The 25,371-nt window shown below is 73.7% G+C and carries 22 protein-coding genes and 1 pseudogene; 16 read left to right on the top strand and 7 right to left on the bottom strand.

All coding sequences use genetic code 11. The annotated features are described in order from the left end of the window. Positions 1–299: 299 nt before the first annotated feature. Positions 300–1,280, top strand: coding sequence for an endonuclease/exonuclease/phosphatase family protein (locus tag ACLWS4_RS23330; protein ID WP_416875128.1), 981 nt, complete (start codon positions 300–302; stop codon positions 1,278–1,280). A gap of 54 nt (positions 1,281–1,334) precedes the next feature. On the opposite strand, the gene ACLWS4_RS23325 is transcribed toward ACLWS4_RS23330, so the two are convergent. Beyond that, the gene (locus tag ACLWS4_RS23325) at positions 1,335–1,910 is read right to left on the bottom strand and encodes a hypothetical protein (RefSeq protein WP_147408964.1); all 576 of its coding nucleotides are present in this window, start codon (positions 1,908–1,910) and stop codon (positions 1,335–1,337) included. 1,037 nt (positions 1,911–2,947) lie between these two features. On the opposite strand from ACLWS4_RS23325, the gene ACLWS4_RS23320 reads away from it, so the two are divergent. From ACLWS4_RS23320 to ACLWS4_RS23305, 4 genes are all read left to right on the top strand, one after another. Further along, positions 2,948–3,520 (top strand): VanZ family protein, encoded by a 573-nt coding sequence (locus ACLWS4_RS23320; protein WP_416875127.1) that lies wholly within the window; start codon positions 2,948–2,950, stop codon positions 3,518–3,520. Then, the gene (locus ACLWS4_RS23315) at positions 3,517–4,206 is read left to right on the top strand and encodes a DUF6518 family protein (protein ID WP_143204698.1); all 690 of its coding nucleotides are present in this window, start codon (positions 3,517–3,519) and stop codon (positions 4,204–4,206) included. The genes ACLWS4_RS23320 and ACLWS4_RS23315 overlap by 4 nt, the downstream gene beginning before the upstream one ends. Positions 4,207–4,497: 291 nt before the next feature. After that, positions 4,498–4,905, top strand: coding sequence for a hypothetical protein (locus ACLWS4_RS23310; protein WP_416875126.1), 408 nt, complete (start codon positions 4,498–4,500; stop codon positions 4,903–4,905). 481 nt (positions 4,906–5,386) lie between these two features. Next, positions 5,387–6,466 carry a hypothetical protein gene (locus ACLWS4_RS23305; RefSeq protein ID WP_074005413.1) on the top strand — a complete coding sequence of 360 codons (1,080 nt, stop codon included), beginning with the start codon at positions 5,387–5,389 and terminating at the stop codon, positions 6,464–6,466. A gap of 93 nt (positions 6,467–6,559) precedes the next feature. Here ACLWS4_RS23305 and ACLWS4_RS23300 read toward each other — a convergent pair whose 3' ends face one another. From ACLWS4_RS23300 to ACLWS4_RS23285, 4 genes are all read right to left on the bottom strand, one after another. Further along, on the bottom strand, positions 6,560–8,908 hold the full coding sequence (locus ACLWS4_RS23300; protein WP_416875125.1) for an FtsX-like permease family protein: 2,349 nt from the start codon (positions 8,906–8,908) through the stop codon (positions 6,560–6,562). After that, positions 8,905–9,591, bottom strand: a complete 687-nt coding sequence (locus ACLWS4_RS23295) for an ABC transporter ATP-binding protein (protein WP_049654433.1) — start codon at positions 9,589–9,591, stop codon at positions 8,905–8,907. The genes ACLWS4_RS23300 and ACLWS4_RS23295 overlap by 4 nt, the downstream gene beginning before the upstream one ends. After that, entirely contained in the window at positions 9,588–10,121 is a 534-nt protein-coding gene (locus tag ACLWS4_RS23290; protein WP_380780380.1) for a PadR family transcriptional regulator, read from the bottom strand. The genes ACLWS4_RS23295 and ACLWS4_RS23290 overlap by 4 nt, the downstream gene beginning before the upstream one ends. Positions 10,122–10,250: 129 nt before the next feature. Next, complete coding sequence (locus ACLWS4_RS23285) at positions 10,251–11,507, bottom strand: alpha/beta hydrolase (protein ID WP_380739699.1); 1,257 nt, start codon at positions 11,505–11,507, stop codon at positions 10,251–10,253. A gap of 145 nt (positions 11,508–11,652) precedes the next feature. Between ACLWS4_RS23285 and ACLWS4_RS23280 the strand changes: the two genes are divergently transcribed. Then, on the top strand, positions 11,653–12,111 hold the full coding sequence (locus ACLWS4_RS23280) for a MarR family winged helix-turn-helix transcriptional regulator (protein ID WP_387821475.1): 459 nt from the start codon (positions 11,653–11,655) through the stop codon (positions 12,109–12,111). A gap of 110 nt (positions 12,112–12,221) precedes the next feature. Further along, a complete protein-coding gene (locus ACLWS4_RS23275; RefSeq protein WP_117484918.1) occupies positions 12,222–12,506 on the top strand; it encodes a hypothetical protein in 285 nt (94 codons plus the stop codon). A 72-nt stretch (positions 12,507–12,578) separates the two neighbouring features. Here ACLWS4_RS23275 and ACLWS4_RS23270 read toward each other — a convergent pair whose 3' ends face one another. Then, positions 12,579–13,391 (bottom strand): maleylpyruvate isomerase family mycothiol-dependent enzyme, encoded by an 813-nt coding sequence (locus tag ACLWS4_RS23270; RefSeq protein ID WP_074005407.1) that lies wholly within the window; start codon positions 13,389–13,391, stop codon positions 12,579–12,581. Positions 13,392–13,612: 221 nt separating this feature from the next. Here ACLWS4_RS23270 and ACLWS4_RS23265 point away from each other — a divergent pair, with 221 nt between their 5' ends. The 7 genes from ACLWS4_RS23265 (at position 13,613) to ACLWS4_RS23235 (ending at position 19,729) form a co-directional block, all read left to right on the top strand. Next, the gene (locus ACLWS4_RS23265) at positions 13,613–14,137 is read left to right on the top strand and encodes a SigE family RNA polymerase sigma factor (protein ID WP_074005406.1); all 525 of its coding nucleotides are present in this window, start codon (positions 13,613–13,615) and stop codon (positions 14,135–14,137) included. Then, positions 14,124–14,996, top strand: coding sequence for a hypothetical protein (locus tag ACLWS4_RS23260; protein WP_416875124.1), 873 nt, complete (start codon positions 14,124–14,126; stop codon positions 14,994–14,996). Before ACLWS4_RS23265 ends, ACLWS4_RS23260 begins: the two co-directional genes overlap by 14 nt. Before the next feature lie 252 nt (positions 14,997–15,248). Then, positions 15,249–15,785: an EF-hand domain-containing protein gene (locus ACLWS4_RS23255; protein ID WP_416875123.1), complete on the top strand. Its 537-nt coding sequence runs from the start codon at positions 15,249–15,251 to the stop codon at positions 15,783–15,785. Continuing rightward, positions 15,782–16,915, top strand: a complete 1,134-nt coding sequence (locus ACLWS4_RS23250; protein ID WP_388048370.1) for an isocitrate/isopropylmalate family dehydrogenase — start codon at positions 15,782–15,784, stop codon at positions 16,913–16,915. Before ACLWS4_RS23255 ends, ACLWS4_RS23250 begins: the two co-directional genes overlap by 4 nt. Next, positions 16,912–17,535, top strand: coding sequence for a cysteine hydrolase family protein (locus ACLWS4_RS23245; protein WP_049658999.1), 624 nt, complete (start codon positions 16,912–16,914; stop codon positions 17,533–17,535). The genes ACLWS4_RS23250 and ACLWS4_RS23245 overlap by 4 nt, the downstream gene beginning before the upstream one ends. After that, positions 17,532–18,488, top strand: a complete 957-nt coding sequence (locus ACLWS4_RS23240; protein WP_416875181.1) for an SAM-dependent methyltransferase — start codon at positions 17,532–17,534, stop codon at positions 18,486–18,488. The genes ACLWS4_RS23245 and ACLWS4_RS23240 overlap by 4 nt, the downstream gene beginning before the upstream one ends. A 455-nt stretch (positions 18,489–18,943) precedes the next feature. Next, positions 18,944–19,729 carry an MHYT domain-containing protein gene (locus ACLWS4_RS23235; protein WP_416875180.1) on the top strand — a complete coding sequence of 262 codons (786 nt, stop codon included), beginning with the start codon at positions 18,944–18,946 and terminating at the stop codon, positions 19,727–19,729. Positions 19,730–19,924: 195 nt separating this feature from the next. Here the strand turns inward: ACLWS4_RS23235 and ACLWS4_RS23230 are convergent. Continuing rightward, a pseudogene (locus ACLWS4_RS23230) lies at positions 19,925–21,898 on the bottom strand (M4 family metallopeptidase); the annotation flags it as partial. A gap of 941 nt (positions 21,899–22,839) precedes the next feature. Here ACLWS4_RS23230 and ACLWS4_RS23225 point away from each other — a divergent pair. After that, positions 22,840–24,210 (top strand): PLP-dependent aminotransferase family protein, encoded by a 1,371-nt coding sequence (locus ACLWS4_RS23225; protein ID WP_117484930.1) that lies wholly within the window; start codon positions 22,840–22,842, stop codon positions 24,208–24,210. Further along, on the top strand, positions 24,207–25,352 hold the full coding sequence (gene dpgA, locus ACLWS4_RS23220) for a 3,5-dihydroxyphenylacetyl-CoA synthase DpgA (protein WP_387975187.1): 1,146 nt from the start codon (positions 24,207–24,209) through the stop codon (positions 25,350–25,352). Before ACLWS4_RS23225 ends, dpgA begins: the two co-directional genes overlap by 4 nt. Positions 25,353–25,371 lie beyond the last annotated feature (19 nt).

Genomic DNA, 25,371 nt, shown 5'->3' with positions numbered 1-25,371 from the left:
CCGGTCCGGGCGGTTGACACAGCCGGGGCATCCATGCGGGCGCCGGCACGTGTCGGAGCGTTCCTCCCCGGAGATGGCGACGGAAGCATGCTCACATCCGTTGATCTGCACCGTCTTCCTTCTGGAGGGCTCTGCCGCGAGGCCTGCTACGAAAGTTCGGATCCGATGATGCCGTACAGATCGGCGAGGGGCCCGGCCTCGGCCGGTGGTGCGGAACCGGGGCGCCGGGCGCGGGCGTCCGTCCTTCACGACGGCGGCCGGTGATCATGGCTGCCGGCCGCCGCCCTGGAAGGAGCACCGTGACGGACCGTACGTCGAAGAGCGCGTCGCCCGCCGGCCGGAGCCGTTGGCGGCTCGCCGCGCTGGCCGGGTGCGGGGTGCTGCTGCTGGGCCCGGCCGGGCTCGCGGTGGTGCGGCTGCTCGGGTGGGACGACGGCACGGTGCTGGCCCTGCCGATGGCCGGGCTGCCGTACGCGGCGCTGCTCAGCGTGCTGCTGCTGGCGGTGGTGGCGGTGCTGCGCGCACGGTGGCTGACCGGGGTCGCGGCCGCGCTGGTGGTGCTGCAACTGTGGTGGCTGGTGCCCCGGTTCGTCCCGGACGGGGCCGGCGCGCCCGCCGACGCGCCCCGGCTGCGGGTGGCGACCAGCAACAACTACATGGGGCAGGTCTCGCCGAAGTCCCTGGTCGACCTGGTGCGCGAGCAGCGGATCGACGTGCTCGCGGTCGAGGAGCAGAGCGACTCCGCCGCCGACGCCCTGGACGCGGCCGGCATCCGCACCCTGCTGCCCCACCGGGAGCGGCCGGCCGGCACCGACACCGCGCTCTACACCCGGCTGCCCGTCGGCTCCACCGCCGACCCGGCCTGGCCGACCACCAACCTGACCGTCGACGTCGGCGGCCGCCCGGTGCAGCTCGTCGCCGTCCACACCTACTACCCGCTCGGCGACGCCCGCCGCTGGGCCGAGGACCTGCACGGCCTGCGCGCCGCCGCGCCCGGACGCAACCACAACGCGGTCCTGCTGGGCGACTTCAACGCCACCCTCGACCACAAGCCGATGCGCGACCTGATCGGCACCGGCCTGACCGACACCCACGAGGAGCTCGGCGCGGGCCTCTTCCCCACCTGGCCCCAGGACCACCCCGACTACCGCGTCCCGGCCGTGATCCAGATCGACCACGTCCTGCACGGGCCCGCGCTCACCGCCGTCGACGTCTCCGAGCACGCCCTGCCGCGCAGCGACCACCGCGCCGTGGTGGCCGAACTCGCCGTCCTGCGCTGAACGCCGACCCCGGGCAGCCGGCGGTACGGAACGCCCCACACCACTGCCCCGGGGTCACCGACCAGCCGCCGGAGCGGGAACCACCGCCCCGCGCGCGATGCGGGCGCGGCCGTCGGGCGGCAGGACGACGAGGTACTGCCGGTCGGCGTCCTCCACCCGGGCCAACGTGACGGACCTGCCGACCGCCGCGAGCGCCTCGGCGGCCGGACCGGCCTCCTCCGTCATCAGATCGAGCCGGGTGTGGGACTGGAGGTCCGTTGTCGGGCCGGTGATCCAGATCGCGATCGACGCACCCCGGCGCAGAGCGGCGAGCAGGTCCGTGCGCAGTGGCGCGTCGTCGGCGTCCCGCAGGAGCAGGTCGTGCAGGCGTTCCTGTCCGCACGGCCGGGACGGCGCGGCCTCGGCAAGCGCCCGGCACTTGTGGCACGAGCCCGGGTACTGCGGCTCGAAGAGGTTCAGGAAGCGCCTCAGGTACCGGCCGCGGATCCCGCACAGGGTGCGGCCCGTGCCCCCGGCGTGCTGGACACCGGGCACGCCCAAGACCCCGACCGCGGGATAGTCGGCCGGCTCGCACGCGCCGGCGAACGACCAGGTGGGGCCCGAGGCGCCACTGTCGGGAGTGTCGATCATGCGGAGCAGCATGGCACGCCCGGGACCGCCCGTTCCCGCGCGCCCACCGCGAACTCCGGTCGGCCGTCCCGAAGGGCGCGTTCCACCCGGCCGAGCCGGCCCCCTGCGGCCACGGGTGCGTCGAGGACAACAGCTGCGCGGGGACGGCGGCGGCCCGGGTGAACACCGAGACCGGGAACCGGGTGTCGCAGTACTGGTTGCTGCTGGGCTTCCCCGGAATCCGTCCCGCCCGCCAGCGCTGCCCGGCGGTTCGGGACGCTGGAACGGCGACATGTGCCCTGAGCTGCGCGTTCGGCGGCGCCTGGAAAGCCGCGGCGGAACGAGCAGGGCACTGGAACGGGTTCCGGGACCGGGGAATTCACGGAACTGGCGCACGGGCTGACGGACCGTCCCGTCGCCCGCGCACGGCCGGCAGGCCGACCCCGGCCAGCGCCGCGATGCCGAGGGGTCCGGCGGGGGAGCGACTCCCTGCTCGACGTCGGCCGGATCCACGCCGCCTTCGTCACCGACACCCGAGACCGCGGCGAGACCCGCGGCCCGCTCGACCTCGTCCCCGCACCGGCGAGGAGCGCAGCGCGGTGCAGCCGGCGGCGCGTGCGTCCGGGTGCGGGGCTGTGGCCGACGAGGTCCCCGTGGGCAACGGTGCCCGAACCGACGGTGGCGAGCCGTCCAGGTTCGCACGGCCCACGGAGCAGGGCGGGAGGGCAGGTGAGAGCGGTTGGGGTGGAGAGCCATGCGGCGCCGGAGGGGTGACCCCTCCAACGGCCACCGCTAAGGCGGTGGCCCAGGAACGGCTTGGCGTGCTCCTGGACGGTGGTGGCCCACCGGCCGCGGCTTGACGGGACGCCACCGGGTCGCCGGGAGCACGGACGGTTCTGATTCCCGACTTCCGATCGCCCTCCATCTTTCCGGTTTCTCCGCAAACGACTGCTGCCTAGACCTCCGGATACACATGGGCTGGGGCTGGACAGGCATCTGCCTCTATCGTGTTCCGAGGCGACAGCCCCTGGCGAATCATTCGATCGGAGTTTGCCACCATGTGGAAGATCGCCCTCCATGTAAACGTCATGACCGTGACGATCGGCATGCTGGCGGCCCTCACCTGCGCGTTCGCCTTTGCGATCGCCTTACGCAAAAATAGGCGACTGATGGTGCGAATCTCCCAGGTAGCCACCGTTATCGCATCCGCCGTCATCCTCTACATCACCCTTCGGCCACAGGGCGGCTGGGGGAATATCGGCCACAGCGGTCGGAGCCTCAACCTCACCCCGGCCGCATTCCTTGACGATGCCGCGCAACCTCACAGCCTCGCCTGGGAGGAGCTCATCCTCAATGCGGCGATGATGCTCCCGCTCGGAGTCGTCGCGTTCACCGGGTTCAGTCGCCGCCTCTTCGGCCTCGGCTTCGGCTTCGCCCTCTCCGTCGCCATCGAATCGGTGCAGTGGCTGACCAAGAGCGGCCGCTCTTCCGACATCATGGACGTCGCGGGCAATACGGCCGGATACCTCCTGGGCGTTGCCCTGCTTCTCGCTGCGCACAGGATCCTCTCGCTGGGCACAGCGAACGGCACCCAGCAGAAGGACCGCGATGGAACGACGGTGACTCGGTGACCCCAGTGCCGCGGGAATCGAAATCACCCACTCGCCCGGCCGACGCGGTCGTCTGCGCACTCGCCGTCCCGGCGGGGTTGGCGCTGGGCGTCGTGGCCCTGGTCGCCGACACTGTCCCCGGTCAGCTCGGTTCCATTCTGTCGGTGGCCGCCAGCACTGGCGTCGCCTGGGGAGTGGGAGCCGGGATTCTGGGAGCAGCCTGTCAGAGGCTGCTGACAGCGGCCTGCGCAGGCGCGCTGATCATGGTCCTCGCCGTGCTCACCTACTACGGCGGGAACGCCGTAGTGCACATCAGACCCAGCGCCGGCAGCGGCTATCTGGTGGACAAGACCGGTTTCTGGGCGATGGTGGCGGTCGTCGCCGGTCCCGCCGCCGGCGCGCTTGGATGGCGGATCACCCATGGCACCGCCCTCGCCAAGTCGTTGGCCGCGGGCGTCCTGGGGGGCCTGGTGGTGGTCCAGGGCCTCTACGCCTGGAGTCCGACGCGGTCCTACATGTTCGGTGGTGACGCGACCGCACGAGTCTGGATCTCACTGCTGCTGATCGCCGCGCCGCTCGGGGGCGCCCTGTGGGTGAGTCGCGGCCTGAGGCCGGCTGCCGCCTTCGGCTCCTTGGTCTGCACGTCGGCGATCGGGTTCTTCCTGTGGAGCACCGCGCAGTCGCTCCACCTGCTCCGATCGTGGTGAATTCTGGCCGCCGGGCCAGAATTCACCTGCGACATATCACCCATAAACCCGCGCGGCCAAATCATGACATTCCATTTTCAATTCCGCAACACATCCCATCCGGCAAAAATCGGCATCTCGATACGGATATCATGATTCAAAAACCGGAATGATGGCCACAATTAGCGGGTCAACGCCGAGCCGTTCCAGCCAAGAGTCAATTCAGCATTGCGTGCACGATCACCGATTAATAAGGTCGATTCCGAAGCCCGATCAGGGCCCAGGAATGCCAGGGAGAATCCCATGTGAAGCTTGACAAAGGCAGGAACGATCGCCGCGACGTCCCTGTTGTTACTCGGAGCGGGGGCCCTTCCCGCCGCCGCAGCAGCGGCGCCGTCGACGGGAGAGGCGCCGGCATCCATCCTGGACACCAGCAGGTGCACCAGCCTCAGCAACGGAACCCTCTGTGTCCGGATCAAGGACGCTCGATCGACCGTCGAGGTGACCTACTCGAAGAGCGCCGGAGGCGCTGTCACGGCGCGCTTCGGCTTCAACTACCAGGGCACCGACTACAACGATGCCGGGGCATTCAGCATCAACGCCGGGGAGACCAAGTCCTACGCCTGGCACAACCTCGACGTTCTCTGCAACAGCGTGGTGGGCTTCCTCAGCGTCACGGGCCAGCGACGTTTCCAAACCCCGGCGGTCAGCGACTGCTGACCCACGGTACTTCTACCACTCGGCAGACCTGACGCCGTCCAGCGTGGGACCGCCGTGACCACTGCCGCTCCCGGTGCATTTCGCACCGGGAGCGGCAGTGCTCCGTCTCCTCGCACGCGGCGACGACGGCCCGGGCGTCCTTGAGCGCGATCGGACTCCGCTCGGTCCGGGTGCAGCCCGACTCTGTCGTGTACGGGCTGGATCGTGGCGGCACTCCGTCTCTTCTGCGCGGCGAGGCCATCCGTCCCGGCGCCGGCGGTCGGCGCCATCTTGGCCTGATGATCGCCCCCGTCGCGCGGCGGTAGCGGGGCGGGGGCTTCGGGTCGGCCCGGCCACCGGGCCGGGACGGTTGGACAGGGCGGGGGCAGGCGGGCTGTCTCCGGCAGTCGGCGGGTGGCTTTTTCGCTTTCCATCGACCTTCGGGCTCTGATAGGACAGCACCCGGCCCGATCGGGCCCATGTGCGCAGGGGGGAACACGACATGTGGAAGACCAAGCGTCGGCACCGGGGGCGCGTCGCCTCGATGCTGGCTTCGGCGGTGGCGCTCGCCGCCGTGATGACGGCCGCGCCGGCCGGGGCCGCGCCCCGGGCCGTCACGGCTGAGGCGCCGACCGCCGGGCTGAACCTGATGCTGCGCGCCGATCCGGGGAAGGTCGTCCAGACCCGTCGGGCGCCGGACGGGACCTGGGACGCCGCCAGGGAGGTCCCGCAGTTCTACAGCTTCCGGTACTGGACGACCGTCGTCGACTCCGGACGGCTGCGGCTGCTCGGCCTCCGGTACTCCGGTCCGATGAGCACGCAGTTCGTCCAGTCGACGCAGCAGCCCGACGGCAGCTGGCCCGCGCCGACCCCGATGAAGGGCCTGGCGGAACTGCCCCTCTCCAGTCAGTACTTCCAGACCGGCAGGGCCGGCGCGGCGGTGGTGAACGGCCAGGTCCAGCTGGCGGCGATCGACCCCTCGGGCCGGCTCGTCCACACCGTGGAGGGCCCGGACGGGAACTGGCAGCCCTGGGGGGCGATCAGTGCCCCTCCGGGACTCGCCTCGGACCGGTTCTCCAGCCTCGCGACGGCCGAGGTGAACGGTGAACTCCACATCGTGGCCACCGTGTCGAACGACGGAAGCGTGCTCCACACCATCCGGCACGCGAACGGCACCTGGGACGGCTGGGGCAACATCATGGGCGCGGCCGGGACCCCCTCCCCGTGGGGTGCGCCGCACGACGTGGTCGCGGCGGGCATCAACGGACAGCTTCAGGTCGCCGTGGTGAACAACAGCCAGATCGCCGTCTACCACACGATCCGCACCTCCGACGGCAACTGGGGCGGCTGGGGGCCCATCGGCCAGCAGGTCCTCGACCAGCCCTTCTACGTGTGCGGCGCCGACGGCGCCAACGTGGACAACGAGCTGCACCTGGTGTTCGAGACCTGCACCAGCAGCGGCACGCTCTTCCACACCGTCCGCCACGCGAACGGCAGTTGGAACAAGGCCGGGTACGTCCAGGGTGCCGTCGACCTCTCCCCCTGGCGGCCGGTCCCGAACGGATCGGCCGCCGGCGGCTGACCGCGCCGGTGACGGTCGACCGGCCCGGGGGCCGTCGCCCGGGCCGGCTGACCGTCCCCCACCCGGGCGGCGCCGTCCGGGCGGGGGGCGGGGTTATTCGTGGCGCAGGGCGTCCGGGCGCATCAGGCGCAGGAGTTGGGGCAGGCCGAGGGCGGTGGTGAGGAGGACGGCGCCCGCGGCGGTGGCGGTCATGGCGAGCAGGGAGGCCCAGTCGGTGTTCAGGGGGACGCCGGAGGAGTACTGGAGGACCGTTCCGGTCAGGAGGCCGGCGGCGGTGGCCAGGGCCAGGCCGAGGGCCATCGGGAGGAGGGTCTGCCACAGGACGGACAGGGCCAGGACGCGTCGGGGGGTGCCGACGGCGTTCAGGACGCCGAGGACGCGGCGCTGTTCGCGCAGGCGTTCCAGTTGGCCGACCAGCAGGCTGAGGGCGACCAGCAGGAGGGTGATCGCCGATCCGGCGGTCAGCAGGCGTTTGACGGCGAGGTAGGTGGCGTCGGGGGCGGGGTCGAGCGGGAATTCGGTGCGGGCCTGGGGGTCGATCGCCATGACGGCGGTGGTGAGGTGTTCGTTCGGGTCCGGGAGGGCGTCGGCGAGTGAGACCAGGACGGTGGCCGGCTGTCCGCGCAGGGCGTCGGCGGGGACGGCGGCGGGGGTGAGCAGGAGCAGGCCGGCTCCGATGCGGCCGTTGGGGTCGGCGTCCTGGACGGGGGTGACGGTGGCGGTCGGGGCGGGCAGGGGGAAGGGGGCCGGTTCGCCGGTGCCGCGGTAGTAGGCGGCGTGGACGGTCGTTCCGGGCGGGACGGGGTCGGTGCCGGGGCGGGCGGTCGGACCCTGGAGGGCGAAGGCGTCGCCGTCCTCGCAGTGGGGCAGGGTGGCGAATCCGCGCAGGACGGCGCAGGAGGCGATGCGGACCGAGGGCAGTTCCCAGGACTTGGCCGTGGCGCTCTCCAGGGCGAACTCGGTGTAGGCGGCGGTGGCCTGGATCCCGGGGCTGCGGGCGAGGCGGTCGGCGAGGGCGTCGGCGGTGGGGCCGCCGCCGGGGAAGGTCACCGATTGCCGGTAGGGGCCGGTGGTGGGCTGGGGCCGGGCGTACTGCTCGTACTGGGTGCTGATGCCGAGGAAGAGCGTCTGCAGGGCGATGGCGCCGGCGATGGCGACGACGACGCCGCTGACGGCGGTGGCGGCCGGTCCGGAGCCCGTCTGCAGGCGGCGGGTGGCGAGTTGCCAGGACAGGGCGCCGCCGCCGGCCCGTCGGGTGACGGCTTCGACGAGCCAGGGCAGGAGGGTGCAGACGCCGGTCAGGGTGAGCAGCACGCCGAAGGCGACGAGGAGCGAGCCGCGGGTGCCCTGGGCCGGGTCGGAGAGGGTGAGGGCGAAGACCGTCAGGGACAGGCCGGCCAGTGGCAGCATGAGGCGCCATCCGATGCGGCGCCGGCCGGGGTCGGAGCGGCGGACGGTGCCGAGCGGGTCGAGGGCGGCCCGGCGCATGGCGAGCAGGGTGACGCCGACGGCCATGAGCGGGACGACGACGGCGATCGCGGCGGCGATGGCGGGCTGGGGTGCGACGTCCTCGGGGTAGAAGCTGAATCCGGCGAGGCGGACGCGTCCGATGAGCTGCCGGCCGAGGAGGAAGAGCGCCGTTCCCGCGGCCAGGCCCAGCACCGTTCCCACCAGGGACTCCCCCGCGGCGATCCGGGCGGTCATCCGGCGGTCGGCACCGCCCAGGCGCAGTGCGGCGAGCCGGCGGTCGCGGCGTTCGCCGCCGAAGCGGGCGGCGGCGGCGAGGAAGACGCCGACCGGGGCGAGCATCACGGTCAGGCCGACGGCGTTGAGCAGGACCAGCTTGGGGTCCATGTCTTTGGGCGGTGAGAAGTGGCCGAACGCGGTGATCCGGACGGCGCCGGTGTCGACCGAGAGGTGGTCGCCGCCGAGGACGTAGTCGGCCTGGCCGGGTCCGAGCAGTCCGGCGGGGCCGATGGTGCCGGTCACGGGGTAGGGCAGGCGTTCGCGCAGCAGGTGGTTGGCGGGGTCCTTGAGGAGGTCGGCGAGGGCTGGGGAGACGGCCATCGTGCCGGGGGCCGGGTAGGCGGCGAGGCCGGGCGGGAGTGCGGCGTTCGGGCCTTCGGGTTGGACGACGCGGCCGCGGACGGGGGTGCCGTGGAAGGCGGTGTCGACGGGGGCGACGAGGACGGTGCGGTCGCCGGGGGTGGGCAGGTCCTCGTCCCGGAAGGTGTCGTTCTGGGTGTAGAGGCGCTGGTCGCGATGGTGGACGAGGCCGGGGAAGGAGGCGGTGAAGAGCAGGAGGGCCACGCCGAGGCCGACGCCGCAGGCGGTGAGCAGCAGGCGTCCCCAGCCGTCCCGTCCGCTGGTGACGGCGAGCCGGGCGCCGAGGGCGAGTTGGTCCAGGTGCGGTCGGCGGACCCGGGGGTCGGTGGCGCTCACCGGGTGGTGGCCAGGTCGCGGGTGCGGCCGTCGCGGACGACGATCTCGCGGTCGGCGTAGGCGGCGACCCGTACGTCGTGGGTGACGAGGACGACGGCGGCGCCGCTCTCGCGGGCGGCGCGGGTGAGCAGTTTCATGACGCGTTCGCCGTTGAGGGAGTCGAGGGCGCCGGTGGGTTCGTCGGCGAAGACGGCCCGGGGGCCGGTGATCAGGGCGCGGGCGGCGCCGACGCGTTGGCCCTGGCCACCGGAGATCTCGCCGGGGCGTTTGGCGGCGGTGTCGGCGACTTCCAGGCGTTCCAGCCATTCGGCGGCGCGGGCTTCGGCGGCTTTGCGGCGGGTGCCGTTCAGGCGCAGCGGGAGGGCGACGTTCTCCAGGCAGGAGAGTTCGGGGACGAGTTGGCCGAACTGGAAGAGGAAGCCGAAGTGGGTGCGGCGCAGGGCGCTGAGTTCGCTGTCGGTGCTGGTGGTGAGGGAGCGGCCCTGGTAGGTGATGGTGCCCTGGTCGGGGCGGGTGATGCCGGCGAGGCAGTGCAGGAGGGTGGACTTGCCGGAGCCGGAGGGGCCCATGACGGCGACGAGTTCGCCGGCGGCGACGGTGAGCGAGGCGCCGGCGAGGGCCGGGGTGGGGCCGAAGGACTTGTGCAGGTCCTGGGCGTGGAGGAGGGGTTCGGCGGTGGTCAACGCTGGGTCTCCGTCAGGCGGGCGGTGAGGTCGTCGAGGCGGGCGGCGGTGAGTTCGAGCCAGCGCAGGTCGGCTTCGAGGTGGAACAGGGCGTGGTCGCAGATCAGTTCGTCGGCGAGGTCGCCGGCGAGTTTGCGGCGGGTCAGTTCGCGCATGGTCCGCAGGTGTTCGGCACGTTGGGTGTCGAGGACGTCGGCGGCGGAGCGGCCGGTGAGGATGGCGAGCACGACCTTCTGGTAGAGGGTGCTCTGCAGGTAGGGCTGCGGGTCCTCGGGGTGGGCGAGCCAGTCGGCGAGGTCGGTGACGCCGGCGTCGGTGATGGCGTAGCGCTTGCGGTCCGGGCCGCCGCCGGCTTCCACGCCCTCGACGACGACGTGGCCGTTCTTCAGCAGGCGGGAGAGGGTGGCGTACACCTGTCCGTAGTGCAGGGCGCGGTCGCGGCCGAAGTGCTCGTCGTAGAGGCGTTTGATGTCGTAGCCGTGGCGGGGCTGGGCTTCCAGGAAGCCGAGGAGCATCTGTCCGAGTGACATGATCAAGGACTATACACACCATGTATACATGGTGTGTATAGCGAGGTTCGGGGGGGGCCACCGCCGGGCCTGGGGGAACGCCCCGGGGCATGGAGGTGCCCCGGGGCGTGGCCGTCCGTCCGCGAAGGGTCAGCCGCGGCGCAGAGCGGCGAGCGGGGCGGGGGCGGTGCCGAGCCACCAGGTGGGGTCGGCGCTGCCGTCGGTGGTGCGGCCGTCGCGGTGGACGTAGTGGCGCACGTCCCGTCCGGGGTCGGTGAACTCGCCGGCCAGGGCCCGCTCCAGCCACTCCGCCCCGAACCGGAAGACCTCGGCCGCCACTCCCCCGAGCGGGTGGAACTCGTCCTCGTAGACCCGCAGCTCCTTCGGCGCCCGGATGCGCTCGAAGCTCTCCAGGGCCTGGGCGAGGTCGGTGAGCTCGTCGAACTCGCCGATGCCGTGGAGCACCGGGCAGGCGATGTCGGCCACCAGGTCGCCGAGCGGCATGCGGTGGGCGAGGTCGCGGTCGAAGGCCTCCTCGTCGGTGTACCCGGCCATGTACATGTAGTTGTTCTTGAAGGTCGGCTGGGCGCGCTCGAAGATCGTGGCGAAGTCCCCGGTGACGGCCTCGAAGGCGGCGAGCGCGGCCAGGCGGCCGTCGGCGGCGGCGGCCCGGGAGCCCCAGTAGCCGCTCATCGAGATGCCGAACATGCCGATCCGGTCGGCGTCGACCTCCGGGAGCGCGGCCAGGTGGTCGAGGTAGCGGCCGATCGCCCGCTCGTAGTTGCCGAGGTCGACGGTCAGCCCGCCGGCGCGGCTCTCGCCCTGGCCCGGCCCCTCGATGGACAGCGCGACCATCCCGCGCGAGGTGTAGTAGCGCTCGGCCGCCCAGATGTAGTCCTCCTTGATCATGTCCATCCCGGGGCCGAGGATGACGGCCGGCGCGTTGCGGACCGGCCCGGCCGGCAGGTGCAGCAGGGCGAAGATCCGCGAGCCCTCGAAGTCCAGCTCCACCCGCCGCACCCGGCCCTCGCGCAGCGCGCCCAGGCGCTCCACGCAGTGGTTGGCGTGCTCGCGCATGGCCGCCTTGCGCGGGTCGGCGGCGTCGAAGAGCGAGTACTGCGCCCGGCCCCACATCACGGCCGCCCTCAGGTAGAGGTCGGCGGCGGTCTGCGCGAAGCCGCCGCGCTCGTGGTGGGCGGCGCGCTCCTCGGCCTGGCCGGCCACCGTCGCCCACGCCTTGGGCAGCATCGCGCCGCTCCTGACCAGGGCGAAGACCTTGGCGAAGTCGGTGTGGTCGTGGCCCAGCTGCTCCATGGTGCCGACGGCCTCGGGGTGCAGCGCGTCGAAGCCGCCCTGGGCGAGGGCGATGTCCAGGGCCCAGCTCTGGCCGGTGGAACGGACAGTCATGACGGTCTCCTCTACGGGGTCCGACGGGGGGATCCGGTTGCGGGTCCCCCGGCGGGATCCAGTTGGCTAAGCACTTAATGAATAAGTACTTAGCTATTAAGTCCCGAGGCTAGGCTGCTGTCAACCCGACGAAGAGGACCGACCAATGGCCGAGCCGCCACCCACCGACGACCGCGCCCGGGCGCTCGACCGCCTGGCGCGCGCCGCCTACCGCCTCAGCGCCGCCGACGCCCGGCTGCGCGGACGCGCCACCCGCACCCCGGGCGCGCTCTCCCTCACCCACGCCCGGGCCCTGCGCACCCTGGCCGAACAGGGCCCCCTCAGCATCGGCGGGCTCGCCGCCGGCACCGAGACCACCGGCGCCGCCACCACCCAGCTGGTCAACGGCCTGGTCGCGGCCGGCTACGTCACCCGCACCCGCCAGCCCGAGGACAAGCGCTCCGTCCTGGTCGCCCTCACCGACACCGGCCGGGCCCTGCACGACCAGCGCCAGCGGGCGCTGGCCGACGCCCTGCACGGCGACCTGGGCGACTACGACGACGCCGCCCTCGACCGGGCCACCGAGGTGCTGCAGCGGCTGTCCGCCGTCTACGACCGGCTGTGACGCCCCGGACCCGCCGGGGCGGGGGCCGCCCCTGACGTCCGGGGCGCCGGGGCTGGGCCGGATGCCGCTGTGCGGGTGCAGGGGGGCGGCGTTGCGGCGAGGTTGTGGAGGTGGACACCGTCATCGTGCTCGAACCCGATACGCCGACCAACGTGCGGATCCTCGGCCCCGGCCGCGTGCCGGCGGACCCCGAGAACCCGGTACGGATGGCGCACGCCGCCCCCGCGGAGGCCTCGGGCGTCTGCGGGCCGCTCACCCTGTGCGGCCTGCGCACCTCCGAGATGACCCTCGCCCCGCACCGCTCCCCCGGGCCCGGCCGGCCGCGCTGGAACACCTGCGGGGCGTGCCGCGACGCCGAGGGGGGCGCGGCGGCCCGCGCCCCCGGTCCGGCGTAACCCGGCCCGGCCCCGGCCCCGGCCCGGGCGGCCGCCCGGCGGGGTCAGGGGTCAGGGGTCAGGGGTCAGGGGTCAGGGGGCGGCGAACAGCCCGGGGAAGGACGGGGCCAGCCAGGGGCGGCGGCCCCAGGCGAGCACCTCGCCGCGCAGCAGGGCGCCGGGGGCGCTGCGCCGGCCCAGCGCGATGAGCAGGAACGCCACCGGTTCGACGAGGATCGTGCAGTCCGGGCGGCGGGGCGGGTCCTGGCTCACCGCGGCGGCGCCGTCCGTGAAGGTGACCGCGAACCCGTCCAGGCCCCGGCCGCGCAGCCGGTAGCAGGCGCTGTGGCCGGCCGCGGCGCGGGCGTCCGTCACCCGCGGCATGACCGTGCGCACGAACGGCATCGCCAGCCCGACCCGGCGCCGGTCGATCGGGTGCGGGCGGCCGAGGGCGACGGCGATGTCGTAGAGGTGGCCCAGCATGTGGGTCAGCAGGTAGGCGCCGAGGGTGTCCAGGTCCATCCGGCCGAGCGGGGTGGACACCGGCTCGGTGCCCGCGCGCGGCGCGGCCGCCACGGTGAACTCCCGTGCCCGCCGGGCGATCTCCTCGGCGAGCACGTCCGGGTCCCGTTCGGGCCGCTCGGCCAGCGAGGCCGCGTTCGCCGCGGCCAGCGAGCCCGGGGTGCCGTCCCCGTACGGCCGTTCCTCGCCGGCGGCCAGCGCGGCCATCAGCTCGTTGGCCATCGCCAGGTGGGCGGCCGCCTCGGCGACCGTCCACTCGGCGCCGGGGATCCGGGTGTCGCCGCGGCAGCCGGCGAGCAGGGCGACGGCCTCGTCGCCGACCGCGGTGACCTCTTCGAAGAGCGCGGTGCGCGCGGCACCGGGAGAGTGCGGGGGGAGAGTCATGGAGGTGAAGCGTGGACGAGTGCCGCGCCGCTGTCCAGGTCCCGGCACCGCCCGGGGCACCGGGCCGACTCCCGGACCGGATCGCGGGTCCGCGCCCGCAGGCAACCCGAACCGCCCCCCGACGCGTCGAGCTGCCGTGAGAGCAAGAACGAACACGCGGCCCGGGCGGCCGCCACGGCAGACGGGAACGGCACGGACACCATGGCGGGGACGACGGCAGGATGACGAACGCGACACCGCCGGACTTCGAGGAGTTCGTCGCCGCCTGCGGGCCCAAGCTCCTGCGCACCGCCTGGCTGCTGACCGGCGACCCGCACCAGGCCGAGGACCTGCTGCAGACGGCGCTCGCCAAGGTCTGGCCCAAATGGACGCGCATCGCCCCCGACCGGCCCGAGGCGTACCTGCGGAAGGTCCTGGTGAACTGCCACGTCTCCTGGTGGCGGCGCCGCTGGACCGGGGAGCTGCCGCACGGCGAGCTGCCGGAGCCGCCGCCGGGCCCGGACCCGTACGACGGGGTGGTGCTCGGCCGGGTGGTCGCCGAGGCGGTGCGGTCGCTGCCGCCGCGTCAGCGGGCCGTGGTGGTGCTGCGCTTCTTCGAGGACCTCAGCGTCGAGGAGACCGCCGAGGTGCTGCGCTGCAGCACGGGCACCGTCAAGAGCCAGACGCACCGGGCGCTGGCCGGCCTGCGCGGCCGGCTGCCGGCCCGGGAACTCCTGCTGGACGGGGGACCCCGTGAACGGCGCTGACCTGCTCGACCCGTACGGTCCGGGCGAGGGCGGGCCCGACGACGAGGAGGAGCTGCGGATCCTGCTCCACCGGGCCGTCCCCGCCCTCGGTTCGCCGGAGGACCGGATGGAGCGCGTCCTCGCCCGGGTCGAGCGGTCCAGGCGCCGCCGGCGGGCGGCCGGGCTCGCCGCGGGCCTCACCGCCGGACTCACCGCCGCCGTGCTGGCCGCCGCGCCCGCGCTCGCGCCGACACCGGTGCGGGGGGCCGCGACGGGGCCCGCGGGCTCCGTGTCCGCCCCGGTCCTGTCGCCCCCGGCGGCGGCGCCGGCCCCGTCGGTCTCGCCCGCCCCGACGGTGCCGGGGGAACCGTCCGCCGGGAGCGGGGCGACGGTCTTCTTCCCCCGGCTGCCCGAGATGGTCCTCGACCCGCCGGTGAACTGGCACGCCCTGGCCGCGTCGAGCGCCGACCCCCGGGAGCGGTTCGGCTACCTCGGCACCCAGCCGCTGGGGGCGGCCCCGTCGTGCGCGACGGTCGCGGCCCGCTGCCCGCTCGCCGGGCGGCTGGCCGTGGACGGCGCCGTCCTCGCGTTCCGGCTGGTGGACGGCCAGGGGCTGGCCGAGAAGCTCGGCCCGGACCCGTCCGGGCTGGGCGACACGGCCCTCGACAAGGAGTGCGCGGCGCTCGGCGGCGACCGCGAGCTGACCGGCCTGCGCGCCATCGACCGCGACGGCCCCGCCGCGGTGGTCGAGGTGACGGCCTGCCTGCGCCAGGCCTCCGACCCGACGGTGCGCCAGGCACGGCAGGCCTTCGACTCCGTCCGCTCCGCCCCGCCGGGCGGCCGCTCGCCGGGCCCCACGGGCCGGGCGGCAACGCCGTAGGCCCCGTCGTCCGGCCCCTCGCCACGCGCGAGGGGCCGGACGGCACCCCGGCGGCGGCTGCGGGCCGTCGCACGAGCCAGCCTGACTATCTGTCCAACCGACCGGCCCGTCATGCGCGCGCGGGCGCATTGCCCACGATCGGGTGGTCCGGCCGTACTTCGCGCGCCGACGGCCGGGCCGGGACCGGATAGTGGAGCGGTCGCCGAGGCACGGGCCCGGCGCCCTTCGTCCGGAAGACCGAGGTGTACCGCCATGCCCACCACCGCAGCCACCGACCGTGTCGGGCTCGTGTTCTCACTGTTCGACGCCGACGGGAACGGCGCCATCGAACCGGCCGACTTCGACCTGATGGGCAGCCGTGTCGTCGCGGCGCTCCCCCAGGCCGACGAGGAGGCCAGGGACCGGCTGCTCGACGCCCTGCAGCGCTACTGGCGCACGCTGGTGACCGAGCTGGACGCCGACGGCGACGGACGGATCAGCCCCGAGGAGTTCACCGCCGTCGTGCTCGACCCGGAGCGCTTCGACGCCACCATCGACGAGTTCGCCCGGGCGCTCTCCGAGCTCGGCGACCCGGACAGCGACGGCCTGGTCACCCGCCCCGACTTCCTCGCCCTGATGACCGCGATCGGGTTCGACCACCGGAACACCACGGCCCTGTTCGACGCGTTCGGCCCGGTGGACGGCGACCGCGTCCCGGTCGCCGTCTGGGCGGAGGGCATCCGCGACTACTACCGCCCCGAGAAGGCCGGCATCCCCGGCGACCGCCTGGTCCCCGGGACGGCCCGGTGACCCCGGCCGCCCACCAGGGCACCGGCCCGGCGCCGGTGCCCGTCGCCGGGCAGCCCGCGATCGGGCTGGCGGTGGGCCGGGGCACCGGCCCCGAGCTCGCCGCCGTCTTCGAACGCGTCCTGCGGGTGCTCACCGCCGCCCGCCCCACGGGCGTGCGGATCGTCCGCTCCCCGCGCCTCTACCACTCCTACGTCTCGCTGCGCCCGCTGGCCGGCCCCGCCGGGATCCAGGACCTGACCGGGCAGGACGCGGAGCACTACGAGCGGTTCTGCCGAGACCTCGCCGACGCCGGCACCACGGCCGTCTTCCGCACCGCGATCAACGCCCAGTCCCTGTACCTGGTGCGCCACCGCCTGCGCGCCGTCAAGGTCGACCTGTTACGGGAAGGAGAAACGTCACTGCTCCTGGTCCGCGACCAGGCCCAGGGCTTCTACACCGGGGAGAACCGGCACACCCCGGGAGAGGTCGTCCGCACCATGGCCTTCAGCCGGGAGACCACCGAGGCCGTCGTCCGCCACGCCCTGGAGCGGGCCCGGCGCGAATGGCCCGACGGGCGGATCGACCGCATCGTCATGGCCTACAAGTTCCATCTCCTGGACGGCGCGTTCGACGCCTGGGTCGCCGACATCGCCGAGCGGCTGGGCATACGGATCGAGGTGTTCCAGCCCGACACCGTGAACCGCAACCTCATCACCCACGGCCTGCCGGACCGCACCCTGCTGATCGCCGGGAACGAGTGGGCCGACATCATGCACGTGGTCCTGCTGGACCGCTTCGGCGCCCAGCGGCAGGAGAGCCGCTGCACGGAGAACGTGTACCTCGGCCCCGGCGCGGCCGGACTGGTGGAGTACCAGACCGTGCACGGCTCCGCCGACGACCTGGCCGGGCGCGACCTGGTCAACCCGGTGGCCACCCTGCGCGCCGCGGCCCTCGTCGCCGAGCGGCACGCCGCGGTGCCCGGCGCCGTCGGGGCGGTCGAGACCGCCCTGGCCGTCCTGGACGACAAGGGCGTGCACACCCCGGACCTCGGCGGCCGGCACTCCACCACCGCGGTGGTCGACGCGCTGGTCGACGTCCTCGACCTGCCCGGCGCGCCCACCGGATCCACCGCCCCGGTAGGCGGGCCGTGAGCGCCCGGACGGGAACGGCCCTGGTGGTGGTGGACCTGCAGAACGACTTCTGCACCGGGCCGGTGGCCAGGGCCCGGTTCGGCGGCGACGGCGCCGTCCTGGACGCCGTGGTCGCCAACAGCGTCCGGGCGGTGGACCTGGCCCGGCGCGCGGGCGTGGAGGTGGTGTTCGTCCGCTTCCTCGGCGACACCGCCCACCAGGGCGCGGCCTGGCGCGCGCGGGACCGGCGGCTGGGCAAGCGGCCGAAGTGCCTGGAGGGCACCTGGGGAGCCCGGTTCCACGGGGTGGCCCCGGCCCCGGGCGAGCGGGTCTTCACCAAACGGGCCTGCTTCGACGCCTTCCTCGGCGACGGCCTGGAGGAGCACCTGCGCGCCGGCGGCACCGGGCACCTCGTCTTCGCCGGCCTCTACGCCGACGTCTGCGTGGACTCCACCGCCCGCACCGCCTTCCAGAAGGGCTTCCACATCACCGTCCTGACGGACTGCACCACCTCCCTGCACCTGCCCCACGACGAGGTCCTGCGGTTCATGCGCGTCCTGTACGGCGCCCGCACCACCACCGGCGACGACCCCGCGGCGTGGACGGCGCCCGTGCACGAGGAGGACCCGTGCACGCCCTGACCGGACCGGAGGACGGGACGGCCGCGGCGCACGGCGTCGCCTCCGGAGTGGGCCGTACCGCCCTGCTGGTGGCGGCCGCCCGCGCCATCGAGACCCACCGCCCCGACGCCCTGGCCCGCGACCCGCTCGCCGAGCACTTCGTGCGCGCCTCCCCCGCCTCGGCGCACTGGCCCCTCCACCCCGACCAGGTCCCCGACGCGGAGGCCGACCCGCTGTGGGGGCGCCTCGGGCGCTACTTCGGGCTGCGCACCCGCGTCCTGGACGACCACCTGCTGGCCGCGGCGCGGGCCGGCACGCGCCAGGTCGTCATCCTGGGCGCGGGCCTGGACTCCCGGGCGTACCGGCTCGACTGGCCGCCCGGCCGCGTCCTCCACGAGATCGACACCGAGCAGGTGCTGGCCTTCAAACGGGCGGTCCTCGACGCGGCGGGCGCGGCCCCCGCCACCGAGCGCCGCCCGCTGGCCGCCGACCTCCGCGGCGACTGGGCCGGGCCGCTGCTGGAGGGCGGCTTCGACCCGGCGGAGCCGACCGCGTGGCTCGCCGAGGGGCTGCTGCTCTACCTCCCCGCCGAGGCCGAGCGGCGGCTGATGGCCACCGTGCACCGGCTCAGCGCGCCCGGCAGCACCCTGGCGTACGAGCTCAAGGACGTGGCCGCCGAACCGCCGGCGGTGCGCACGGCCCCCGCGTACGTCGCGGCCCGGGAGCGGCTCGGCATCGACCTGCGCGCCCTCTTCGACGCCGGCCCCCGCCCCGACTCCGCCGCGGAACTCACCCGCCTGGGCTGGACGGTGGCCGTGCGCAGCCCGTACGACTTCACCGCCCTGCACGGCCGCGGTCCGGCGCCGGAGCCGGACGACGCCCTGGCGGCCAACCGCTGGGTCTTCGCCGCCCGCCGCGGTCGGCCGGGCGGCACCCCGGGCGGCATCCCGGGCGGCATCCCGGGCCGCCGCTGAATTCCGCGGCATTCCGCGGTATTCCCTGCCGTTCGGCGGGAGGACTCCCCCGCCGGACGGGCGGGATTATCCAAGGGGTTTTCCGAAAGGGAAAAGGATGCACCCGCTGCGAAAACCGCATTACTCGACGTAATGTCGATCATGGATTCCGCCGCCTCGTGCCGCCCTTGGCCGGGGCCCGGGTCCACGTCAATTCCGGTGCATGGCAAGAGATTTCGCCGATCCCCACGTGACCGGCGAAGGTGCCGGGAAATGCCGGACGCCGGCGGATTCACCTGACCGATCCTCATCGGTTCACCCGGTTGTCGATTTCGCGGAAACTGTTCGTCGCTATACGATCCTTCAGGAATCGGATCCTGATCCCCGGCCGGACCGGCAGACCCCGCAGTCGCCGCACCGGCCCGGGCAGAAGCGCGTTCCGCCCGTCCCCCCGCACGAACGCACTCCAGGTGACCATGCATCCCCACACCGCCCACATCGACGGGTTCCACTACGGCTGGATCAACCCGGTCCTGTCCTACCTCATCGCCTGCACCGGCGCGGCGCTCGGACTGCGCTGCACCGTACGGGCCCTGACCCTGCCGCCGGCCCGCCGCCTGGGGTGGCTGCTGCTGTCCGCGGTCGAACTCGGCTGCGGCATCTGGACCATGCACTTCATGGCGATGATGGGCTTCGCCGTCACCGGCTCGTCCGTCGTCTACCGCGTCCCCGAGACCCTCGGCAGCCTCCTGCTGGCCATCGTCGTCGTCGGCGCCGGCGTCCTGTACGTCGGCTACCGCCGCAGGACGCTCGCCTCCCTGCTGATCGGCGGCACCGTCACCGGCTGCGGCGTCGCGGCCATGCACTACCTCGGCATGGCCGCCATGCAGGTCCAGGGCGTGGTCTCCTACGACCCCGTCCTGGTGGCCGTCTCCATCGCCATCGCCGTGGCCGCCGCCACCGCGGCGCTGTGGATGACCCTCAACATCACCGGCTTCGCCGCCTCGCTGGTCGCCTCCCTCCTCGCCGGGGTCGCCGTCACCGCCATGCACTACACCGGGATGGCCTCCGTCTCCGTCCGGCTGGACGACCGGCTCCTGCCCGCCGGCCTGCCCGCCTCCCAGTTCGTCGTCCCGCTCGCCGTCGCCATCATGGCCGTCATCGCGATCGGCGGGTTCGTCCTCACCCTCTCCCCGCAGGACCCGGTCGACGTACCGGCCCGGGAGCCGCTGCGCGTCAAGCTCTTCGACCGCGGCGCCTGACCGGCCCGCCGTGCCGCGCGCACGGCACCGACGCCCCGGGGGCGGCCCGTTGTCCGGGGCCGCCCCCGGGGCGTTTCGCGCGTACGGCTGCGCCGCGGCCCGTCCCCCTCGACGGGCCGCGGCGCAGCGGCTTCACGGGGTGTCAGCGCGTGCGGGTCACACGGCCTGCCACAGCGCCGGGACGTTCGGCGGCTCCCAGCCGACCATGGCGGTGTGGCCCTGGAGGCAGCGGTAGGAGGCGCCGTTGTAGGTCACGACGTCGCCCGCCTGGTAGGTGGTGCCGGCGGTCCAGGTGCCGCCGGGGTTGGGGGTGCCCCCGCCGCCGACGGTGAGGCTGTACTGGGCGGTGTGGGTGGTGGCGCCGGCGGTGCCGGTGACGGTGATCTGGTAGGTCCCGGTCGCGGCGCTGGAGGCGGCGGACAGGGTCAGGGTGGAGGAGGAACCGGCCTGCACCGACGAGGGGTTGAAGCTCGCGGTGACGCCCGCCGGGAGGCCGGAGGCGGTGAGGCTCACGGTCTGGGCGGTGCCGGAGGTGACGGCGGTGCTCACCGTGGAGGTGGTGGAGGCGCCGGGCTGGGCGGAGCCGGAGGCCGGGCCGAGGGAGAGCGAGAAGTCGTTGCTGCCGTTGTTGGAGCAGGTGGGGTCGCCGCTCTGGGCGGGGACGCTGACGGCGTCCCAGGCGGCCTTGGCCCGGTTGAAGAAGGTGCAGGTCGGGTCGAGGCTCTTGGCGGCGGTCAGGGTGGCGGTGCGGTAGCGCTTGTAGGTCATGCCGCTGGTCTTGAGGAGCATGCCGCCGTAGAAGACCCGGCCGGCGTCCTTGATGCCGATGCCGGTGACGGAGGAGTTGTTGCAGGTGGGGCTGGTGGGCTTGCCGCCGCCGGGGTTGGAGCCCTCGGCCAGCAGGTAGAACCAGTGGTTCAGCGGGCCGGCCGCCGCGTGCTCCTCGGTCTGCGGGATCGACGCCGAGTAGCAGTTCGGGTTGTTGCTCACCAGGGAGGGGTTGTACATGTTGCGGATCGGGCCGTTGCCGACCAGGTTGATCATCTCGCCGACGGTGTAGTCCGGGGAGTCGTACGGGGCGGGCTCGTTGGCGTACGACTCGGTCAGCGCGCCCATGATGTCGCCGGTGGCCTCGCCCAGGCCGGACTCGTTGTTGGCGCCGCCGGGGGTGTACTGGTCGATGCCGTGGCCGAACTCGTGGCCGACGACGTCGATGGAGGCGATCCACTTGTTGGCCTGGCTGTGGCCGATGGATATCGTGCTGCCGTCCCAGTAGGCGTTGACGTCGTTGAGGCCGACCTTGACCGGCCAGCTGCCGCCGTTGCCGTTGTGCCCGTTGCGACCGAGCCAGTCGCGGAGCATGTCCCATTCCTTCTGGGCCGCGAACATCGCGTCGCCGCAGCCGGTCTCCTTGCTGGAGGCGCTGCCGGTGCCCCAGGAGTCGCTGGACTTGGAGAAGACCTGGCCGGTGCTGTAGTCGGAACACGACAGGCCGGGCCGGTTGGGGTCGCGCAGCGAGTAGGAGCCGCCGGAGTTGGTGGTGCTGATGGTGACGGGCGCGGGGCCGTTCCACTCGCTGTTGATGGTGCCGGCGCGCACGTCGTCGTAGCTGTCGACGACCTCGCCGGTGGTGGCGTCCACGAAGACGTGCAGGCGGCTGGGGGCGCTGCCCTTGTGGCCGGTGAGGACGGTCTCCCAGGCCAGGCGGCCGGTGCCGTCCTTGACGCGCACGACCAGGCGGCGGGACTCGACGGAGTCGACGGCGGCCAGCTTGGTGCGGGCGGTCTTCTCGGCGTGCTCGGCGCTGACCTGCGGGGCGGTCGAGCCGCCGACGGGGCCGGTGGCGGCGGACTGCAGGGCGCGGACCTTGCCCTGGGAGTCGGCGAGGACGACCGCGTCGCCGCCGACCACGGGCAGGCCGTGGTAGCTGCGCTCGTAGGAGACGGAGTAGAGGCCGCCGAGCCAGGGGGTGACGGTCTTGCGCTCGTAGGTCTCGCCCGGGCCCTTGGCCAGCGCGTCCAGTCCGGCCGCGGCGACGGCGTCGGCGGCGTTGACGGCGGCGGCCAGGGCGCTCGGCGGCGCCGGGGAGGGGGTGGGCGCGGCGGTGGCCGGGCCCGTGGCGGCGGCGATCATGCCGGCCAGCACGGTCAGGGTGGTCGCCGTGGTCAGCAACCTGCCTGCGGTGACTCTGCGTTGCATCGAGGCTCCTCGCATGTGGGGGTCCTCGACCGCGGACGGCAGGGGCTGGTGGCGCGCCGCGCAGCCGTATCAGGGGGACGGCCGTGCGGGCCGTCCGCGCTCGGGTGCCCGAACCCTCACACGACGTCATGCCCAGGTCAATGCCCGGTGCGCGCGGGGCAAGGGGTTGGCGAATTCCGTCAAGCCGGGCGGTCCGGTTCGGCGCCAACCTGGGCTTTTGTCCCAGTGGTTGAGACCACGTCAGGTGACGGGTCATGATCGGACGGCGACCGGTCGGGGCGGGCCGGCGGCGGTGGGCCGGGCGGGTGGGCGGGCCTCCGGGGCCGCCCGGCCATGGGGCCCTGGACGCTCCCCCGACGGCGCCCCGGGCGGCCCGGCGCCGCGGGGGCGCGGAGGCGGGCCGGTCGGCGCCGGGGCGGCGGGCGCGGCGGCGGGACCGGGAATCCGGTAGCAGGCTGTGACGGGGCGGAAACCCACAGCGCTTGACAGCCCCTCGCCCGGGGGCGCGTACTGGAACGAGGACAAACAGCAGACAGGGCCCTGTGCTCCGGATATCCGTCGGATACCGCGGCCGGTGCGAAAGCGGCGACAGGGCGTGCTGGGATCTCGGTACCCCCTCGCGTCGCGTTCGGCCCGGTGCCCGACGGCGGTTTTCGCGTGCGGGCACCGCGCCGCCGCCGTTCGGACGGTGCGCCCGCGGTGGCGCCGCCGGAGCCCGTGGCCCGTCCGAGGGGCCGCCATGAGACCGACGTCGAGACCGACCGATGTTCGAACGCGGGAGGACGGTACCGGCGATCCGCCCACGGGGCGCCGCCGCACCGTCGCCCTGCCGCGCGTCCTTCACGCGAGCCCTGGCATCCGCCGTCCGACGGGGTGCCGCACGGCGGCTCGTCCACGGAAAGGCGGGCACCATGGTGCTCGATTCGACCACGCTGCACTCGAGCATCGAGGACCCGGTTCTCGACCGGATGAACTTCCTCAACGAGATCACGTCCAGCTACCCGGACGCGGTGTCCTTCGCGCCGGGCCGCCCCTATGACGGCTTCTTCGAGGTCGAGGAGGTCCACACCTACCTGCGCCGGTACGCGGCCTACCTGGAGAGCCGGGGCGCGGGGCCGGCCGAAGTGCGCAGCGGCTTCTACCAGTACGGGCCGGCGGCGGGGCAGATCCGGGAGCTGATCGCCTACTCGCTGCGGCAGGACGAGGGGTTCGAGGTCGCGCCCGAGGCGATCGTGGTGACGGTCGGTGCGCAGGAGGCGATGTTCCTGGTGCTGCGCGCGCTGTTCGCGACGCCCGAGGACGTGCTGCTGCTCGTGACCCCCTGTTATGTCGGGATCATGGGGGCCGCGCGGCTGCTGGACATCCCGGTGGTCGCGGTGCCGGAGCGTGACGGGCGGCTGGTGGTCGCGGACCTGGACGCGGCGGTGCGGGCGCAGCGGGCGGCGGGCCGGCGGCCACGGGCCGTGTACGTGGTGCCGGACCACGCGAATCCGACCGGGTCGACGCTGGACCTTCCGACGCGTACCGGGCTGCTGGAGCTGGCCGGGCGCCAGGGTCTGCTCGTCCTGGAGGACAGTCCCTACCGGTTGAGCGGCCCGGGGCCGCGGTGCCCGATGCTCAAGGCGCTCGACACGTCGAGGAGCGTGATCCAGCTCGGCACCTATTCCAAGACGGTGTTCCCCGGTGCGCGGGTCGGCTACGTGGTGGCCGACCAGGAGGTGCGCGACGGGCGCGGCGGGATCCGGCTGCTGGCGCGGGACCTGGCGAAGGTGAAGAGCATGGTGACGGTGAACACGTCCTCGCTCAGCCAGGCGGCCGCGGCGGGTGCGCTGCTGGGTTCGGACGGGCGGCTGTCGGTGCTGAACGCGCGGGCGGCCGAGCACTACCGGCGCAGCATGGCCGCGACGCTCGCGCAGTTGGAGCGGTGGCTGCCGGAGCGGCGGCGCCGGGAGCTGGGGGTGGGCTGGAACCGGCCCGACGGCGGGTTCTTCCTCACGCTGCGCACCGGTTTCCGGACCGGTACGGCGGCGCTGGAGCGGTCGGCCCGGGAGTTCGGGGTGATCTGGACGCCGATGGAGTTCTTCCATCCGCACGGCGGGGGCGAGCGGGACATCCGGCTGTCGATCAGCTACCTGACGCCCGGGCAGGTGGTCGAGGGCGTCGAGCGGCTGGTGCGGTTCGTGGAGACGCTCAGTGAGGAGACGCGCGGCGGTGGGGCGCGCGGTGGTGGACGCACGGTGGTGACGTGCCCGGTACCCGGAACGGAGAGTGACGCACCATGACCACGGCCCTGGACCGAGCGCCGGCCGCCACGGTCCCGCGCATCGTGAGCGTGGGCACCGCCGTGCCGCCCGAGCACTACTCCCAGGAGGAGCTGCTGGACCTGTTCGGGATCACCGACCGCCGGGTGCGCTCGGTGTTCCTGCTGGGCTCCATCCGGCAGCGTTCGCTGGTGCTGCCGCCGGCGGCGCCGGACGGCACCAGGCTCCGGGAGAGCCAGGGCGACCTGCTGGACAAGCACAAGGCGTGGGCCGTGAGCATGGGGGCGGACGCACTGCAGCTGTGCCTCAAGCGGATCGGGGCCGACCTGTCGGAGGTGGCGTACCTGTGCTGCGTGACCTCGACCGGCTTCCTGACGCCGGGGCTGAGCGCGCTGCTGATCCGCGAGCTGGGCATGGACTGGCACACCGCGCGGGCCGACATCGTCGGCATGGGCTGCAACGCCGGGCTCAACGCGCTGGCGGTGGTGGGCAACTGGGCGGCGGCGAACCCGGGCCGGCTGGCCGTGATGGTCTGCTCGGAGGCCTGCTCGGCCGCGTACACGATGGACGCCACGATGCGCACGGCCGTGGTGAACAGCCTGTTCGGCGACGGCGCCGCGGCGGTGGCGGTGGTGGCGGACCCGGTGAACGACGGGCGCCGCACGGCGGAGGGGGCCGAGGACGAGGAGGCCGAGGAGGAGGGGCCCGGCCGCCGGCTGGAGGGGCCCCGGATCCTGCGGACCGCGAGCGTGACCATCGTCGACGCGATCGACGCGATGCGCTACGACTGGGACCGCGACCAGGGCCGCTTCAGCTTCTTCCTGGACCCGCAGGTCCCCTACCTGGTCGGCGCGCACGTGGAGGGGGTCGTCGACCGGCTGCTGGCGGGCACCTCGCTGCGCCGCGACGACGTCGCGCACTGGCTGGTGCACTCCGGCGGCAAGAAGGTCATCGACGCGGTCGCCGTCAACCTCGGGCTGACCCGGCACGACCTGCGGCACACCATCACCGTGCTGCGCGACTTCGGCAACGTCTCCAGCGGCTCGTTCCTCTTCTCCTACGACCGGCTCCTGCGGGAGGGCGTGGTCCGCGACGGCGACTACGGCGTGCTGATGACCATGGGGCCGGGTTCGACGATCGAGTCCGCGCTCATCCAGTGGTGAACCGACCCTAGGGAGACCG

The organism is Kitasatospora sp. SC0581, assembly GCF_048159585.1.
Classification (GTDB): Bacteria; Actinomycetota; Actinomycetes; order Streptomycetales; family Streptomycetaceae; genus Kitasatospora.
The sequence above is the reverse complement of the archived record's forward strand: the minus strand, read 5'-3'. Positions and strand labels throughout refer to the sequence as shown.